The organism is Actinotalea alkalitolerans (genome assembly GCF_023369855.1).
In the GTDB taxonomy this organism is placed as follows: domain Bacteria; phylum Actinomycetota; class Actinomycetes; order Actinomycetales; family Cellulomonadaceae; genus Actinotalea.
Genome location: NZ_JAMBPP010000008.1, coordinates 44,833 through 60,282 on the forward strand (window position 1 = coordinate 44,833; position 15,450 = coordinate 60,282).

At 71.5% G+C, this 15,450-nt stretch carries 14 protein-coding genes; 11 read left to right on the forward strand and 3 right to left on the reverse strand.

The annotated features are described in order from the left end of the window. Positions 1–147: 147 nt before the first annotated feature. Complete coding sequence (locus M1R94_RS11355; protein WP_249381813.1) at positions 148–849, forward strand: hypothetical protein; 702 nt, start codon at positions 148–150, stop codon at positions 847–849. Here the strand turns inward: M1R94_RS11355 and M1R94_RS11360 are convergent. Then, positions 803–1,573 (reverse strand): helix-turn-helix domain-containing protein, encoded by a 771-nt coding sequence (locus tag M1R94_RS11360; RefSeq protein ID WP_249381814.1) that lies wholly within the window; start codon positions 1,571–1,573, stop codon positions 803–805. The two genes, M1R94_RS11355 and M1R94_RS11360, sit on opposite strands and share 47 nt — an antisense overlap. A 92-nt stretch (positions 1,574–1,665) precedes the next feature. Here M1R94_RS11360 and M1R94_RS11365 point away from each other — a divergent pair, with 92 nt between their 5' ends. The 10 genes from M1R94_RS11365 to M1R94_RS11410 all read left to right on the forward strand — a co-directional run bounded on the left by M1R94_RS11365 (position 1,666) and on the right by M1R94_RS11410 (position 12,515). Next, complete coding sequence (locus tag M1R94_RS11365) at positions 1,666–2,643, forward strand: ABC transporter ATP-binding protein (protein WP_249381815.1); 978 nt, start codon at positions 1,666–1,668, stop codon at positions 2,641–2,643. Then, positions 2,636–3,430 carry an ABC transporter permease gene (locus tag M1R94_RS11370; protein WP_249381816.1) on the forward strand — a complete coding sequence of 265 codons (795 nt, stop codon included), beginning with the start codon at positions 2,636–2,638 and terminating at the stop codon, positions 3,428–3,430. Before M1R94_RS11365 ends, M1R94_RS11370 begins: the two co-directional genes overlap by 8 nt. A 110-nt stretch (positions 3,431–3,540) precedes the next feature. Continuing rightward, on the forward strand, positions 3,541–4,533 hold the full coding sequence (locus M1R94_RS11375) for a LacI family DNA-binding transcriptional regulator (protein WP_249381817.1): 993 nt from the start codon (positions 3,541–3,543) through the stop codon (positions 4,531–4,533). Continuing rightward, complete coding sequence (locus M1R94_RS11380) at positions 4,530–5,510, forward strand: 2-hydroxyacid dehydrogenase (protein ID WP_249381818.1); 981 nt, start codon at positions 4,530–4,532, stop codon at positions 5,508–5,510. The genes M1R94_RS11375 and M1R94_RS11380 overlap by 4 nt, the downstream gene beginning before the upstream one ends. Continuing rightward, positions 5,507–6,724, forward strand: coding sequence for a D-mannonate dehydratase ManD (gene manD, locus M1R94_RS11385; RefSeq protein WP_249381819.1), 1,218 nt, complete (start codon positions 5,507–5,509; stop codon positions 6,722–6,724). The genes M1R94_RS11380 and manD overlap by 4 nt, the downstream gene beginning before the upstream one ends. A gap of 3 nt (positions 6,725–6,727) precedes the next feature. Beyond that, positions 6,728–8,281 (forward strand): mannitol dehydrogenase family protein, encoded by a 1,554-nt coding sequence (locus M1R94_RS11390; RefSeq protein WP_249381820.1) that lies wholly within the window; start codon positions 6,728–6,730, stop codon positions 8,279–8,281. Next, positions 8,278–9,321, forward strand: coding sequence for an alcohol dehydrogenase catalytic domain-containing protein (locus M1R94_RS11395; RefSeq protein ID WP_249381821.1), 1,044 nt, complete (start codon positions 8,278–8,280; stop codon positions 9,319–9,321). The genes M1R94_RS11390 and M1R94_RS11395 overlap by 4 nt, the downstream gene beginning before the upstream one ends. Before the next feature lie 102 nt (positions 9,322–9,423). After that, positions 9,424–10,620, forward strand: coding sequence for an ABC transporter substrate-binding protein (locus M1R94_RS11400; protein ID WP_249381822.1), 1,197 nt, complete (start codon positions 9,424–9,426; stop codon positions 10,618–10,620). A 114-nt stretch (positions 10,621–10,734) separates the two neighbouring features. Continuing rightward, entirely contained in the window at positions 10,735–11,688 is a 954-nt protein-coding gene (locus M1R94_RS11405) for a carbohydrate ABC transporter permease (protein WP_249381823.1), read from the forward strand. Continuing rightward, complete coding sequence (locus M1R94_RS11410) at positions 11,688–12,515, forward strand: carbohydrate ABC transporter permease (RefSeq protein WP_249381824.1); 828 nt, start codon at positions 11,688–11,690, stop codon at positions 12,513–12,515. Before M1R94_RS11405 ends, M1R94_RS11410 begins: the two co-directional genes overlap by 1 nt. 56 nt (positions 12,516–12,571) lie before the next feature. On the opposite strand, the gene M1R94_RS11415 is transcribed toward M1R94_RS11410, so the two are convergent. Next, positions 12,572–12,805, reverse strand: coding sequence for a hypothetical protein (locus M1R94_RS11415; protein WP_249381825.1), 234 nt, complete (start codon positions 12,803–12,805; stop codon positions 12,572–12,574). A 9-nt stretch (positions 12,806–12,814) separates the two neighbouring features. Beyond that, complete coding sequence (locus M1R94_RS11420; RefSeq protein WP_249381826.1) at positions 12,815–15,391, reverse strand: flippase-like domain-containing protein; 2,577 nt, start codon at positions 15,389–15,391, stop codon at positions 12,815–12,817. Between the last annotated feature and the right edge of the window lie 59 nt (positions 15,392–15,450).

Below are 15,450 nucleotides of genomic sequence, written 5' to 3' on the forward strand. Positions count from 1 at the left end.
GCCCGGCGGGGCCCTTCGGGCACGCTACCGGCACCGTGCACGACACCGATGGTGTTTTCCGGAGCGGGCATGGTGGAGCAGTCCGACCGTCAGATCCCGGGACCTCGGGGGTCCACCCGGGGCGCTGCGAGCCGTAGGCTCCCCACCATGCTCGTCTCGCGCGACGTCGACCTCCGGGCGACCCTGGCCGATCTGCGTTCCAGCCTGCGGGCAGACCGGGGGGACCCGTCCCCGTGGTCCGAGTCCGGCTTCGACACCCCCGTGGAGGAGGTGGCGCGCTGGCTCGGTGAGGCCGCGGCGAAGTGCGCGTCCAAGGACTTCCTGCTCGAGGCCTCCGACGACGACGTCGTGGACACCCTGTACGTGGAGGTCGGCTCTGCACCGCAGACCGCCGGTGCGTGGAGCGTCAGCGCGTACGGGTTCGGCCGCCCGCCACGTCGGTTCACCGAGGTGCCGGTGAGCGAGTTCCTCGACGAGGCCCTGGGCTGCGAGATCGGTGACGTGCGCCTGGCCCCGCTGGTGCTGGGTGGGACGGTCCCCGACGCGGCGGCCGGCTCCGAACCGCTCCGTGCGACGAACGGCCAGACCCTGGCCCCGGACGGCGACGAGAGGGTCGAGCACCTCGCGCTGCTCACCGCTGCGGACCTGGTCGACCGGGCGCTGCATGGCGCTGACCTCGACCTGCGGGTCGCCCTGGCCCACCGCGGGCACGACCGTGTGCTGATGTGGCAGCGCCCCGGCAGCGAGGCGGCGTGGTCCCGTCAGGAGCTGCTGCCGGGGGTCGAGGCGGACCCCGTCGCGGTCAGCCCTGGGCGGCCTGCTGGTGACCCTCCCGCATCGACCGGATGATCCTGCGACGCAGCTCTTCGTCGTGCAGCGCGGGGGCGCCCGGCGACGCGTCCTCGTGACCCTCGGCCGCCCGACCCGGTGACGCGAGCCGACGCAGCCCGGCGCGGAGCACCCGCTGGTCGATCGTCGCGACGCCCCCGAGGGTGAGCAGGGCGGCACCCTGGTCCAGGGCCGTGAGCAGCGCACCGAGCTCGGCCGAGCCGAGAGGGTCCTGCTCGGAGCGGGCGGTGTCGGCCACACCGGTGTAGAGGTCCAGGAGGAGCTGGATCCGCGCCGAGAGCTGTGCGGTCAGGCCGGGGTCGCGTCCCGCTGTCGCGATGAACTCCAGCGTCGCCAGGGCGAACCCCCGCATCGCCTCGGAGGTCTCGGCATCCTCGGAGGCCTCAGCGCTCTCGATGTCGTCGGTGTCGCCGGCGGCGCAGGTCGGGGAACCGACCTCGGCCTCGCCGAACGGGTCCCAGGGCTCGTGCCCCACGGTGGCGAGGTTGGCGTCCATCACGGCAAGGAAGAGGTCGGCCTTGCTCGCGAAGTTCGAGTAGACGGCCCCCTTGGAGAACCCTGCCTCGCGGGCGATCAGGTCCAACCTGGCGGCGTGGAAGCCGTCCCGAGCGAAGACCTCACGAGCCGCATCCACCAGTGCGGCGCGGGTCTGCTGCTGCCGCTCGGCGCGGGTGGGTGGCGACGTCGATTCGTCGGTCGCGGTCGGTCCGGGGCGCGGGGTCATGACGCCATCCTAATCCGGACTACCGTCGGTATCCGGATACTGCTAGTCTCCAGAAACCGGGAGAATCTGAGAGTGCGAGCAGGAGGACAGCGATGAACCAGGACGTGCTGACGGTGCGGGACCTGACCCGCCGGTTCGGCAGCGTGACCGCGAACGACGGCGTGACGCTGCGGGTCCGGCCGGGCGAGGTGGTCGGACTGCTCGGCCACAACGGGGCCGGCAAGACCACCCTGGTCTCGCAGATCGTCGGGCTGCTCAAGCCCGACGCCGGGAGCATCGAGGTCGCCGGCATCGACGCGGTCGCCGACCCTGCGGCCGCGCGCCGTCGGGTCGCGCTCCAGGCCCAGGCCCAGGCCCCGCTCGACGGGCTGACGCCGCGCACCGCGATCGAGATCGCCGGCCGGATCCGCGGCCTGTCGGCCCTGCGGGCACGGACGGTGGCCGGCGAGCTCGGGGAGGAGCTCGACATCGGGGACTGGATGGACCGTCGCGCGCTCCCTGAGGGAGGAGGGCTGTCCGGCGGCGTCCGACGCATCACGGCCTTCGCGATGGCCATCGCGGCCCCCACGCCCCTGGTGGTGCTCGACGAGCCGACCAACGACATCGACGCCTCGCGCCGCCGCCGCCTGTGGGCCGCGGTGCGCCGCCTGGGCGACCAGGGCTCCGGGGTGCTGCTGGTGACGCACAACGTGGTCGAGGCCGAGCGGGTGGTCGACGAGCTCGTGGTGATGGACCGCGGACGGGTCGTCGCCGCCGGGACGCCGAGCACCTTGCGCGGAAGCCACGACACCGACGTCCGTCTCGAGCTCGTGCTCGCCCCAGGGACGCAGGACCCCTCCGACCCGCTCGACCGGGTCCCGCTGCCGGTGACCCGTCGGGTACGGGCGGGCCGGCGCGTGCTGCTGACCCTTCCCGCCGCGCAGGCCGCGTCCGCCGTCGCCTGGGCCACCGGGCGGCGTGAGCAGGGCGACCTGGACAGCTACTCGCTCGCCCCGGCGACCCTCGAGGACGCCTACCTCGCCGTGACCGAGACCACCCCCCTCGCCGCACCGGAGCCGACCCATGTCTGAGACCACGCTCACCACCGACCGCCGACCCCTGACCTTCGAGCCCGTGCGGGTGGGGCCGGGGACCACCTACCTGACCCTGCTGCGCTGGCAGCTGGCCCAGATCGGCGGGATGCTCCCGCTGCTCGTCGTGGTCCAGGCCCTGATGGCCGCGGGCATCATCGTGGGCTTCGGCTTCCTGATCCCCGACATCGACGCACCCACGGCCCTGTTCCTGTCCACCGGTGCGCCGACCGTGCTGCTCATGACCGTGGGTCTGGTGATGGTGCCGCAGGGCGTGGCCCGCGCGCGCACCGACGGGACCTTCACCTACATGCGCGCGCTGCCCGTGGCCAGGCCGCTGGTGCTCCTGGCCGACCTGACCGTGTGGATGATCGTGTCCGTGCCGAGCGTGGCCGTCGCTGTCCTGGTCGCCCAGCTCCGCTACGACCTGAGCCTCTCGCTGCACTGGCCGCTGCTCGTGGGTGCCTCGCTGCTCGTGGTGCTCACCGCGACCTCGGTCGGGTACGCCATCGCGGTGACCCTGCCGCCGATGCTTGCCCAGCTCATCAGCCAGGTGCTGGTGTTCTTCGTGCTGCTCTTCTCACCCATCACCTTCCCCACCACCCAGCTGCCCGGGTGGTTCCAGGGTGTGCACGACGTGCTGCCCGTGCGCCCCGCCGCGGACCTGCTGCGCGCCGGGCTCGCGAGCGGGACGTACGACGTCGTCCTGCGCGACCTGGTCGTGCTGCTCGTGTGGTGCGCCGTGGGTCTGACGCTGAGCACCCGGGCACTCGTGCGGCGGGGGTAAGGGGCGACCGACTGCCTCCACGGTGAGAGCCGGGTCAAATTCTTGACAGGCTTGTACAACATCGTCATAGTGGTTTTCACCACTTGGCGATGATGCACCTGGAGGAGCGGATGGCTGCCACCCTGACCGACGTCGCGCAGGCAGCCGGCGTGTCGCTGGCCACCGCCTCGCGGGCGTTCAAAGAGCCCGACCGCCTCGCAGCGAGCACCCGGGCCCGGGTCCAGGAGGCAGCCGCCGACCTCGGCTACGGCGTCACGGCACCGCAGCGCTCGCTGACCTTCGCGGTCGTGGTCCCGGACGCCGCCAACCCCGTGTTCGCGGCTCTCATCGCCGCCATCCAGGAGCAGGCCTGGAACGGTCGGCACAAGATGATCCTGGCCAACACGGCCGAGCACCCGGCCCGGGAGCAGGAGATCCTGACCACGATCGGTCTCGGCGTCAGCGGCGTGATCCTCGCCTCGCCCCGCTTGCCCAGCGACGTCATCAAGTCGGCGATCGGCCTGACCCCGCTGGTCGTCATCAACGCGGCGGTCGACTTCTGCCCCTCCGTCCTGATGGGTGCGGACGCCGGCATCAGCCAGGCGTTCGAGCACCTCCACGCCCTCGGCCACCGCCACGTCGCCTACGTCCCGGGCCCGGCCAACGCGTGGGCGAACCAGCGACGGCACGAGGTCGCGACCGAGGTCGCCACCCAGTGGGGCATGAGGCTGACGGTCGTGGGCAACCAGTCCGCGACGGTCGAGGGTGGACTCGCCGCTGCCGCGCCCGTCGTCTCAAGCGGCGCAACGGCGGTGCTCGCCTACAACGACCTCGTCGCGCTGGGCCTGCAGTCCGGCGCCCGCAGCCTCGGGCTCCACTGCCCTCGGGACCTCAGCATCATCGGCATCGACGACCTCAACATCGCCGCGGTGGCGGTGCCCGGCCTGACGTCGATCCGGGTCGACATCGCCCAGGGCGGCACCCAGGCGTTCACCCTGCTGACCGACCTGATCGGCGGCAAGGGCCCGGCTCCTCGGGAGGACCACCGCACGTCCCAGCTGATCGTCCGGGGATCGACAGACGCCCCGCCCGTGCGCGCCGCCGCGGATCGGGACCTGACATGAAGGTGATCATCGCCGACGCGAACCTCCGGCCGCACCGCGACCTCATGGAGGCGCACCTGCCGCCCGGCGTCGGTGCCCTGTGGTTCGACGGCGTGACCGACCCCGAGATCGCCCGGGAGATCACCGACGCCGAGGTCTTCGTCGGCTCGGTCCTACCCCGCGCCCTCGCGGACGGAGCCACGGCCCTGCGCCTGGTGCACGCGGCCGGCGCCGGCACCGACGGGATCGACCGGACGGGTCTGCGTGCCGGGGTGCGGTGCGCCAACACCTACCACCACGAGGCCTCGATCGCCGAGTACGTCGCGGCGTCCCTGGTGGTGCTGCGACGGCGAACCCTGCTCCAGGACGCAGCCCTGCGCGCCGGGGTGTGGTCCTCACCCGTCTACGACCGGCGCCTGAGCCAGCCCGCCACGCTCCGAGGGGCGGTGGCCACCTTCCTCGGTTTCGGCCACATCGGTCAGCACGCGTGGAACCTGCTGCGCTGCTTCGGGGTCGAGGGCATCGCCATCACCGCGTCCGGCTCGGCCGACCCCGCCGAGCACGGCCTGCGGTGGGTCGGCACGAACACCCGGCTCCACGACGCCCTCGCGGAGAGCGAGGTCCTGGTCATCAGCATCCCGCTGGTGGCCGAGACCGAGCACCTGGTGCGCAGGCAGGAGCTCGACCTGCTCGGCACCGGCGGGCTGCTCGTCAACGTCGCCCGGGGCCGCGTGGTCCACGAGGGCGACCTCTACGAGGCGCTGCGCGACAGGCGCATCGCGGGGGCGGCGCTCGACGTCTGGTACCAGTACCCCACCGACGGCGCACCGACCGCCCCGAGCACCTTGCCGTTCAGCTCCCTCGAGAACGTGGTGATGACACCGCACTCCTCGGGGATCACCACCGACACGTTCCGGGGTCGGGTCCTGGACATCGCGGACAACATCACCCGCCTCCACGACGACCGGCCGCTCCAGAACGAGGTGCGACCGCGATGAGTCAGCTCATCGACGCCGTCGACGTGATCGTCACGAGCCCGTCGCGCAACTACGTCGTGCTGAAGATCACCACCTCCGACGGGGTGGTCGGGTGGGGTGACGCCACCCTCAACGGACGGGAGCTGGCGGTCGCCAGCTACCTGCGCGACCACGTGGGGCCCACGCTGGTCGGGAAGGCCGCCGATCGTATCGAGGACATCTGGCAGTACCTGTACCGCGGGGTCTACTGGCGCCGCGGACCGGTCACCATGGCCGCGATCGGTGCCGTCGACCTCGCACTGTGGGACATCCTCGGCAAGACGCTGGGCGTCCCGGTCCACCGGCTCCTGGGAGGAGCGGTCCGTGACCGGATACTGAGCTACACCCATGCGACCGGCTGGGACCTGCCCGAGCTCATCGACTCGGTCGAGGCGCGACGCGACCAGGGATTCCGCGCCGTCCGCGCGCAGTTCGGCGTGCCCGGGCTGGACAAGGTCTACGGGGTCACGAGGGGCGCGGCCAGCTACGAGCCCGCCGGCCGAGGGGTGGGGCCCGCCGAGGAGACCTGGGACACACCGGCCTACCTGCGCCAGGCGCCGACGATCCTCACCGGCCTGCGCGAGCACGTCGGGCCCGATCTGCACCTGCTCCACGACGCCCACCACCGGCTCAACCCCACCGAGGCCGGACGCCTGGCCAGGTCGCTCGAGCCCGTCGACCTCTACTGGCTCGAGGACGTCATCCCGGCGGAGAACCAGCACCTCCTGCGCGCGGTGCGGGACAAGACGACCACCCCGCTGGCCATCGGTGAGGTGTTCAACACGATCTGGGACTGCCACGAGCTGATCTCCGAACGTCTCGTCGACTACATCCGCACCGCCGTCTCGCACGTCGGTGGGATCTCGCACCTGCGCAAGATCCTCGCGTTCGCCGAGGTGTACCAGGTCAAGGGCGGACCGCACGGACCCTCGGACGTCTCCCCGATCAGCATCGCCGCGTCGCTGCACGTCGGCCTCGCGACCACCAACTTCGCCATCCAGGAGCTCATGGGGTACGGCCCGCTCGTGAGCGAGGTGTTCCAGGCGAGCTACCGCTTCGACGACGGCTACCTGCACCCCGGCGACGCCCCCGGGCTGGGTGTCACGGTCGACGAGCAGGCAGCCGCCCGCTTCCCGTACGAGCAGGCCTACCTCCCGATCGCGCGAGACCGCGACGGCACGATGAAGGACTGGTGACCCATGTCTCGACCCTCCACGAACCGTCTCAGCCGGGCGACCGCGCCGACCTCGCTCCTGCGCCGTCAGGGCCAGATGCCCCAGGCGGGAATCGTCCACCTCGGCCTCGGTAGCTTCCACCGGGCGCACCAGGCCGTCTACACCGACGCGGCCATCGCCGAGCGTGGGGGTGACTGGGGGATCATCGGTGTCGCGAGCCGCTCGCGCCAGGTGGTCGACGCCATGCGGGAGCAGGACCTGCTCTACACGGTCGCGACCATCGAACCGTCCAGCAGCCGGTACTCCGTCCCGCGGGTGCACACCGACGTCCTCGTCGGCCGGGACGAGCCCGGCCGGGTGGTGCGGTCGATCGCCGAACCCGGTGTCCGCATCGTCTCGCTCACCGTGACCGAGCACGGCTACACCTTCTCGCCCGAGACCGGGCGGCTCGACCTCGACGACGCCACCATCCGCCACGACCTCGAGGACGCCGCCGGTCCGCTCTCCACGATCGGGCAGATCACCCGAGGTCTTCAGCAGCGCATGCTGGGGTGCGGCGAGCCGATCACCGTGCTCAGCTGCGACAACCTCGCCCACAACGGCCGGCGGACCGGGCAACTGGTGCTCGACTTCATCGAAGCCCTCGACGGGGCCCAGGCCGCGGAGCTCGCCGCCTGGGTCGAGAGCCATGTGCGCTTCCCGAGCTCGATGGTGGACAGGATCGTCCCGGCGACCCTGGACTCCCACCGCACCGCCGTGACCTCGGCGCTCGGGTACGTCGACGCCGTCCCGGTCCCCGCCGAGCCGTTCAGCATGTGGGTCATCGAGGACGAGTTCGCGGGCGGTCGCCCGCACTGGGAGTCCGGCGGCGCCGTCTTCTCCCCGGAGGTGGACCGGTACGAGGAGATGAAGCTCAGGCTGCTCAACGGCACCCACTCGCTCATCGCCTACCTCGGTGCCCTCAACGGCCACGCAACCATCCCGGAGTCGATCGCCGACGAGTCCATCCGCGGGGCGGCCCGGTCCGTGCTCAGGGACGAGTACCTGCCGAGCGTCAGGATCCCCAGCGGCGTCGATGCGGGCGAGTACGAGGAGGCGCTGTTCGTCCGCTGGCAGAACTCGGCCCTGGGCCACCGCACGAGCCAGGTGGGTTCCGACGGATCGGTCAAGCTGCCGCAACGCGTCTGCGTCCCCGCGCTCGCCCTGCTCGACGCGGGAACCATGCCCCACCACCTGGCGTTGACGGTCGCGGCCTATCTCGCTTGCGTCGCCCCACCCTCAGGATTCGACCCGGGACAGCACGCCCGTGCCATCCAGGACCCTGCCGCGCAGCGGCTCGCGGCCCTGTCCGCCCGTGCCCGGTCGGGGGTCGAGCTGGCACACCTGGTGTTCGACGGCGGACGCATCTTCCCGGCCGAGCTCGCCGCCCGCGGCGACTTCATCGACCGGGTGGGAGAGCTGCTCGACACGATCACCCGTTCCGGGCCGCGAGCGGCCGCCCGCGAGGCGGCGTCGGCATCCGACGCCGGTCGCGAGCCGACGGCGCAGGACCCGACCGGGGCGGTGGGCGCACCGTGACCCACGCGACCGCGCAGGGCGTCCGAGACCCCGAACGCACCACCGCCGCCGTGCTGCACGCGCCAGGAGACGTCCGGCTCGAGGAGCTCGACCTCCCCCCGATGACGCCGACCGACGTCCTGGTCGAGATGCGTTCGGGCGGGATCTGCGGCTCGGACGTGCACTACTTCGCCTCGGGTCGCAACGGCACCAACGAGCTCCGGCAGCCCACCGTCCTCGGGCACGAGGCCGCCGGAGTCGTGGTCGTCGCCGGGAGCGAGGCGCGGACGGATCCGGGGACCCCGGTCGCCATCGAGCCGAGCCTGCCCTGCGGGCGGTGCCCGACGTGTCGGTCGGGGCGCCACAACGTGTGCCCCGACGGCCGCTGCTTCGGCTCGCCCCCCACGAACGGGCTGTTCGCCCGGTACGCGGTCGTGCCGGACACCAACGTGCACGCCCTGCCCGACAACCTCGCACCCGAGAGCGGGGCGATCATCGAACCGCTCGCGGTCGCGGTATGGGCCGTCGAGCGGGCCGAGGTGCAGCCGGGTGACCGCGTCCTGATCAGCGGGGCGGGCCCCATCGGGCTCCTCGTGGCCCGGGTCGCGCTCGCCCGCGGAGCCGGTGCGGTGACCCTCGCCGACATCGACGACGCCCGCCTGGGCGCCGCACGGGACCGCGGGATCCGCGACGTGATCGCTCCCACGGCCGACGGCTACCCGCTCACCGACCAGGACCGGTTCATCGAGTGCTCGGGTGCCCCGGGCGCGCTCGTTGACGGGTTGCGGACGGTGCGACCGGCAGGTCGGGTCACCGTGGTCGGGCAGGCCCGGCCGACAGTCGACGGCGTCCCCCTGGGCCTGATGCAGCGGTACGAGATCGACCTCGTGACGGCCTTCCGCTACGCGGGTGCTTTCCCGACGGCGATCGGCCTGGTCAGGGACGGGCTCGTCGACGTCGACGACGTCGTGACCGCGCGCTACCCCCTGGAGCACGTGGCGGAGGCACTGCAGGCACCCACCCGCGACACCACGAACCTCAAGGTCCTCATCAGCTACTAGGACCCCACATCGCACGGTTCAGCAGTTCATCCCCATGAAGAGAGAGAGGACCGGACCATGGTAAGGAAGAACGCCCCAAAGACGTTGGCGCTCGCTACCGCTGTGACCCTCATTGCGGCAGGTTGCTCGAGCAACGGAGGCGGGGCCGACGAAGGGCCGGTCACGCTGACGTTCGCAGCCGTCACCTTCACCGAGACGGGCCGCGGCGAGGCGCTCGAAGCCTGGCTGGACGGCTTCAACACCAGCCAGGACGCCGTCCGGGTCGAACCGGCGGGGATCCCCTTCGCGACCTTCTCGCAGACCGTCCTGACCCAGATCGGTGGCGGGGAAGGACCCGACCTCATCCGGTTCGACCAGGCGGACTTCGTGCAGGCGGCCTCCGCCGGCCTGCTGGAGCCCCTCGAGGACCACATCGACTTCGGCCAGTACGACCTGATCGAGGGTCCCGACGCGTACGCCTTCGTCGATGACACCCGCTACGGCGTGATGTTCGACGTCGCCAGCTACTCGCTCATCTACAACACCGATCTCGTCGAGACACCGCCGACGACCTTCGAGGACTTCCTGGCGATGTCCGAGGAGCTGACGGGAGACGGCACCTACGGCATGGCGTTCCGCCAGACCAAGGAGCAGGAGCCCGGCATGATGCAGGACCTGTACAACTACGTCTACGGCTTCGGCGGGGCGTTCTCTGACGGGACCGAGCTCACGCTGAACTCCCCCGAGGTCGTCGAAGGGCTGACCGCCTACCAGACCCTGTACGACGCCGAGGTCATCCCCCGGGGTGCGGACGCTGCGACCTACCGTCGGATGTTCGCCGAGGGGCTCGTCGCCATGACGATCGACAACGGCGGCGTCCCGGGCATCCTCCTGGGCGCCAACCCTGACCTGAACATCGCTGCGGCCCCGAACCCGTTCCCCGTCGAGAGCCAGGGCGGCATCATCGTGCCGATCACCATCAACGCGGGCAGCGAGCACAAGGAGGCCGCGGCGTCGTTCATCGAGTGGATGCTCGAGCCCGAGAACCAGGTCAGCCTGCAGGAGGTGATGGGCGCCGGAAGTGTGGCCACCCACACCGAGCGGAGCGCCGAGCAGCTCGCCGCCGCGCCCTACCTGCAGGTGTTCGACGACCTCACGGACTCCACCCAGCCCCAGATCATCGAGGGGTTCGAGGCGCAGACCCCTGAGCTGCGGATCATCATCGTCGACCAGGTGCTGAGCGCCCTGCACGGCGAGAAGACGATGCAGGCCGCCATGGACGAGGCCCAGGAGATGGCCGTCGCCCGGTTCGGCGGCTGACGCCACAGCACGGACCGACACCACAGCCGGGCATGTGCACCGGTGCACGAGGGATCAGCACGTCCTCGTGCACCGGTCGCACCGCCCACCCCTGACGCACCGAGAGGAAAGCCGATGGCAACCGTCCTCAGTTCCCAGGCACAGAGATCGGCGACGCCCCGGAGCAGGTCGCAGCGGCGCAAGAGCATCCAGGGCAGCCGCTGGGTCCCGTTCGCGTTCCTCGCACCGGGCGCCGTCTACCTGCTGCTGTTCCAAGGGTTCCCGTTGCTCGAGGAGCTGCGGATGAGCTTCACCCGCACCTCGCTGCTCAACCCGAGCGTGAGCGAGTGGGTCGGCCTCGACAACTACGTGGCCATCTTCACGAGCCCGGCGTTCCAGCAGACTCTCCGCACGACGCTGGTGTACGTGATCGTGTGCGTCGTCGGGGCGATCAGCGTGGGCCTGGGCTCGGCGTTGATGCTCAACAGCGCGTTCCGTGGGCGCGGTCTCGCCCGTGCCCTCATCGCGGTCCCCTGGGCCGCGCCCTCCGTGGCCGTCGCCGTGATCGCCACCTGGATGATGAACGCGCAGTACGGGATCGTGAACCGCTGGCTCGACACCGTCGGGCTCGGTGTGCCCGGGGGATCGATCCTGGACAACCAGACCTACGCTCTGCCGGCCGTGCTGGCCACGACGATCTGGCAGCTCTTCCCCTTCTGCTCCGTGGTGCTCCTGGCAGCCCTGCAGGCGGTGCCCCAGGAGGTCAGGGAGGCCGCGATGATGGACGGCGCCGGACGCATGTGGACCTTCCGGGTCGTGACCTGGCCCGTGATCAAGCCCACCGTCGCGCTGCTCGCCCTGCTGATGACGATCTGGTCGATCCGACGCTTCGAGCTGATCTGGATCATGACCAAGGGCGGCCCGATCGGTGCGACGAGAACCCTCGTGATCGACCTCTACTCGAGCGCCTTCGAGGTCAAGGAGCTCGGCACCGCTGCCGCGATCGGGATGGTCGGCGTCGTGATCTCCCTCGGCGTCGTCATCGCGAGCCAGCTGCTTACCCGCCGCGCCGAACGGAAGGACCTCTGATGAGAAGGCTCCACATCGGGACCTCGGCCCGGATCATCGGGGTGCTGGTCATCCTGGGGATCGCCGTCTTCCCGCTCTACTGGATGTTCGTCACGTCCCTGACCAGCAACCAGGCGCTGTTCGGCAGCTCGGCCCAGATGTTCCCGGACCTCACCCGCCTCGGCACCTACGGGGAGGCCCTGAGCGGCAACGTCCTGCGGTGGCTGATGAACAGCACCATCATCGCGGCCGGGACGTGCCTCCTCACGGCCGTGCTCGCGCTGCCGTTCGCCTACGCCCTGTCACGCTTCAGGTTCAGGTGGAAGAGCATCATCGTGATCGGGCTCTTCCTCACCCAGATGCTGCCCGAGGCGCTGCTGGTCGTCCCGCTGTTCGCCCTCTTCCGGATCCTCGACCTGCTCAACTCGCTGGTCGGGCTCATCCTGGTGTGCACGGCCTTCGTCCTGCCCATCGTGGTGTTCATCCTCAAGGGCGCGATCGACGGCATCCCGCGCGAGCTGGAGGAGTCCGCACGGATCGACGGGTGCCGACCGTTCGGGATCCTGACCAGGATCTACCTGCCGCTGATCGCGCCGACGATCGCTGCGACAGCCGTCATCTCGTTCTTCAGCGGATGGAACGAGTACGTCTTCGCGGTGACCTTCGCGTTCGACCCGGCGATGCAGCCGATGTCCGTCGGGCTCGCGAGCTTCATCGGCGAGCTGAGCACCCCGGTGCAGACGGTCATGGCGGTCGCCGTCATGTACACCCTCCCCGCGGTGGCGTTCTACCTGTTCGCGCAGAAGTACGTCGTCTCCGGGATGACGGCAGGGGCCGTCAAGGGGTGACCAGGGCGAGTCGCCCGTGAGGCCCTGCTGGCCCGGGGACGGCAGAGGTCCGGCGTCTAGCGCCCCGACCCCCGCCGCCCCCGGTTGCGGGGGTGCTCGCGGGCCTGGCGCTCGTTGCCGAACCGGTAGCTGCCGGTCCACCGCGCCATGACCTGCTGGTCGTCGTCCGCGGTGACCTCCTCGAGGAACTGCGCCGCCCGCCCGCCCCGCAGCACCGTGACCACAGCTCCCGCACGCTGGATGACGACGTCACCACCCTTGCGCCGGAGCCACGAGAAGCCCAGTGACACGCGGCCCCCTCAGAGCTCTCCGCGGCGCTGCAGCGAGCGCATCGCGAGCCAGCCGAACGGGATGCGGGCCCAGTAGGTCAGGGCACGGAACAGCACCACCACGGACAGGGCGATCGGCGCCGGGACCCCACCGGCCGAGACCAGCGCACCCGAGAGGGCCAGCTCGATGGCACCGAGCCCGCCCGGGGTGGGGACCAGGGCACCCGCGGCGTTGCCGAGCAGGTAGATCAGCGCGAGGTCGATCAGCGAGAGCTCCCGACCGAACGCCGCGAGGCACGCGTAGAAGGCCCCCAGGTAGCTGAGCGTCATCAGCAGGTTCCCGGCGACCGCCAGCGCGAGGCGTCCCGGCTGGGAGAGCATGCGGATCAGCCGGGGCCAGGTCTGGCGCCACACCGGAACGGTGCGGGCCACGACCCACGAGCGCACCGGTGGCACGAGCATCGCCGCGCCCAGGGCGACCGCGACGACCGCCGCCACGACGATGACGGTGCGCGAGGGCAGGGTCAGCGGCGCGCCGGTGCCGCTGATCAGGGACAGCACGAGCAGCAGCGCGAGCGTCGTGATGAGCTGGGAGACCTGGACGAGCCCGACCGAGGCCACCGCCAGGGCGTTGTGCACCCCGCGGCGGTTGAGCATCCGCAGGTTCAGGGCGGCGGGCCCGACGCCGGCCGGGGCCACCAGTGCGACGAAGGCCCCCGCGACCTGGACCAGGGTGGTGCGCCACAGCGGCAGCCGGATCGGGGCGAACGCGACCAGGGAGATCGCCGAGCCGACGAAGGTGACCAGACCCAGGGCGAAGGCGACGGCCGCCCACCAGGGTTGTGCCTGGCTGAAGGCCGCAGCGATCTGGTCGTAGTTGAAGGTGGTGAAGACCACGACGACGGCCGCGACGGTCAGGACGATCGTGAGCACCGTACGGACGCCGAAGCGCACCAGGCGCTCGGGCTCCGGGTCGGCCTCGGGGAGCAGGGCGAGCAGGGCCTCGCGGACCTCGGCGAGGACGCCCGGGTTGCGACGGGCCTCCTCACGGGTGGTGCGGGGCAGCGCGATGGTCTGCAGCAGCGGCCCGATGCGGACGAGGTCGGCGTCGGGCAGCACCCGGCTCGCCGACGCGACCGCGCGCTCGGCGCCGACCCGCAGCGCGAGCACCGCGATGAGCTGGCTCAGGTCCATCCGCCGCGCGAGCTCTGAGGAGGCCACGTCACCGGACTCCCACCCGGTGAGCCACGCGGTCGGGCCGTCCTGGTCCGTGGTGCGGACCAGCACGGAGTCGCACGTCAGCGCACGGTGGGCGAGGCCGGCCGAGTGGGCCAGGCCCAGCTGCTCCCACACGGCGTCGAGCACCTCGTCGGTCAGGGCGTCGGTGGGGACGTCGCGCAGCGGGACGGCGCCCTCGGCGTGCTGCTGGATGAGCAGCATCGAGTCCTCCGACTCGGCCAGGCCGAGCAGCCGCGGGGTGACCACCCCCGCCGACCAGGCCGCGTAGGAGAGCAGCGCCGCGCGCTCGGTGGCCTGCCGCAGGGAGACCACGGCGCGCCCGTCGATGCCCCGCAGCCGCAGCGACCGCCAGAAGCGGGTCAGCATGCCCACCACCTGCCGGTCACCGTCGAGCACGACGACGTCCAGCCGGTCGCCGTCGGTGGTGGTCATCGCGTAGACACGGTTGTCGCCGTAGCGGGTGATGGCCACCGCGGCGGGGTCCAGCGCCGCGTCGTCGGTCGGTTCGGGGTCGCCCTGCCGGGGCGGTGCGCCGGTGTGCCCGTCGCCGGTCGCGGGCCGGGCCTCGTCGGGGTGGTCCTGCGAGACGTCCCGGACCCGCACCAGGCGGCTCGGCTGGAAGCCTGCCCGGCGGACGCCGTCGACCAGGGCGGCGCCGTAGGCCCGCTCGCTCTGGACCCCGGAGACGTACCGGGTGGCCAGGCCGACGGCGCGCCCGACCAGCACGGTGACCAGGGCGCCGGGCAGCGTGACCAGGCCGGTGATCACCGCGACACCCAGCGCGAGCCAGAGCAGGTTCCACGACCACGCGACGGTGCGCCGGCGGTTGCGGGCCCCGGCGGCGGTCAGCAGGGCTGCCATGCCCGAGAGCAGCGCGGGGATGGTGACCATCCACTCCTGGTTGATCCGCACGCTGAACGACCAGACCATGTCCGAGACGCCCAGGTTCGTGATGAGCCAGGCGGTCAGCAGGGCCACCAGGATGCCGATCACCCCGGCCACCACGGCCTCGAGGGCGTGCCGGACGAGTCGCCGCAGCACCAGCTCGGTGAGCACCGCGATCGGCGCCAGGATGGTGATCAGGGCCTCGAGCACCGCGATCGGCAGGAAGAGGATGCGCCGCAGGGCCACCGCGAAGCCCTGGACGTCCTCGGTGACACCCGTCGTGGTTCCGGTGGCGTAGGCGGCCAGCAGCACGACCACGGCGATGCCGACGCAGGCCAGGACCAGACCCATGAGGTCCGCCGGATGGTGCACACGCATGGCCGGGGTGTCGATGATCTGCACCCCGTGGTCGGCTGGCGCGCGGCCCGGGCGTCGCCCCAGCCCGGACAGGTCAGGCCTGTTCCGAGGTGCGAGGACGGACATGATCCGGAGTCTAGAGCGGGGGGTGCGTCCCGGTCCGCACCTTTGCGCCGGTCGGACGC

What these genes read in the sequence shown, in the direction of transcription:
- M1R94_RS11355 (WP_249381813.1), top strand. Translation starts at nt 148, where the DNA reads ATGCTCGTCTCGCGCGACGTCGACCTCCGGGCGACCCTGGCCGATCTG.
- M1R94_RS11360 (WP_249381814.1), bottom strand. Translation starts at nt 1,573, where the DNA reads ATGACCCCGCGCCCCGGACCGACCGCGACCGACGAATCGACGTCGCCA.
- M1R94_RS11365 (WP_249381815.1), top strand. Translation starts at nt 1,666, where the DNA reads ATGAACCAGGACGTGCTGACGGTGCGGGACCTGACCCGCCGGTTCGGC.
- M1R94_RS11370 (WP_249381816.1), top strand. Translation starts at nt 2,636, where the DNA reads ATGTCTGAGACCACGCTCACCACCGACCGCCGACCCCTGACCTTCGAG.
- M1R94_RS11375 (WP_249381817.1), top strand. Translation starts at nt 3,541, where the DNA reads ATGGCTGCCACCCTGACCGACGTCGCGCAGGCAGCCGGCGTGTCGCTG.
- M1R94_RS11380 (WP_249381818.1), top strand. Translation starts at nt 4,530, where the DNA reads ATGAAGGTGATCATCGCCGACGCGAACCTCCGGCCGCACCGCGACCTC.
- manD (WP_249381819.1), top strand. Translation starts at nt 5,507, where the DNA reads ATGAGTCAGCTCATCGACGCCGTCGACGTGATCGTCACGAGCCCGTCG.
- M1R94_RS11390 (WP_249381820.1), top strand. Translation starts at nt 6,728, where the DNA reads ATGTCTCGACCCTCCACGAACCGTCTCAGCCGGGCGACCGCGCCGACC.
- M1R94_RS11405 (WP_249381823.1), top strand. Translation starts at nt 10,735, where the DNA reads ATGGCAACCGTCCTCAGTTCCCAGGCACAGAGATCGGCGACGCCCCGG.
- M1R94_RS11410 (WP_249381824.1), top strand. Translation starts at nt 11,688, where the DNA reads ATGAGAAGGCTCCACATCGGGACCTCGGCCCGGATCATCGGGGTGCTG.
- M1R94_RS11420 (WP_249381826.1), bottom strand. Translation starts at nt 15,391, where the DNA reads ATGTCCGTCCTCGCACCTCGGAACAGGCCTGACCTGTCCGGGCTGGGG.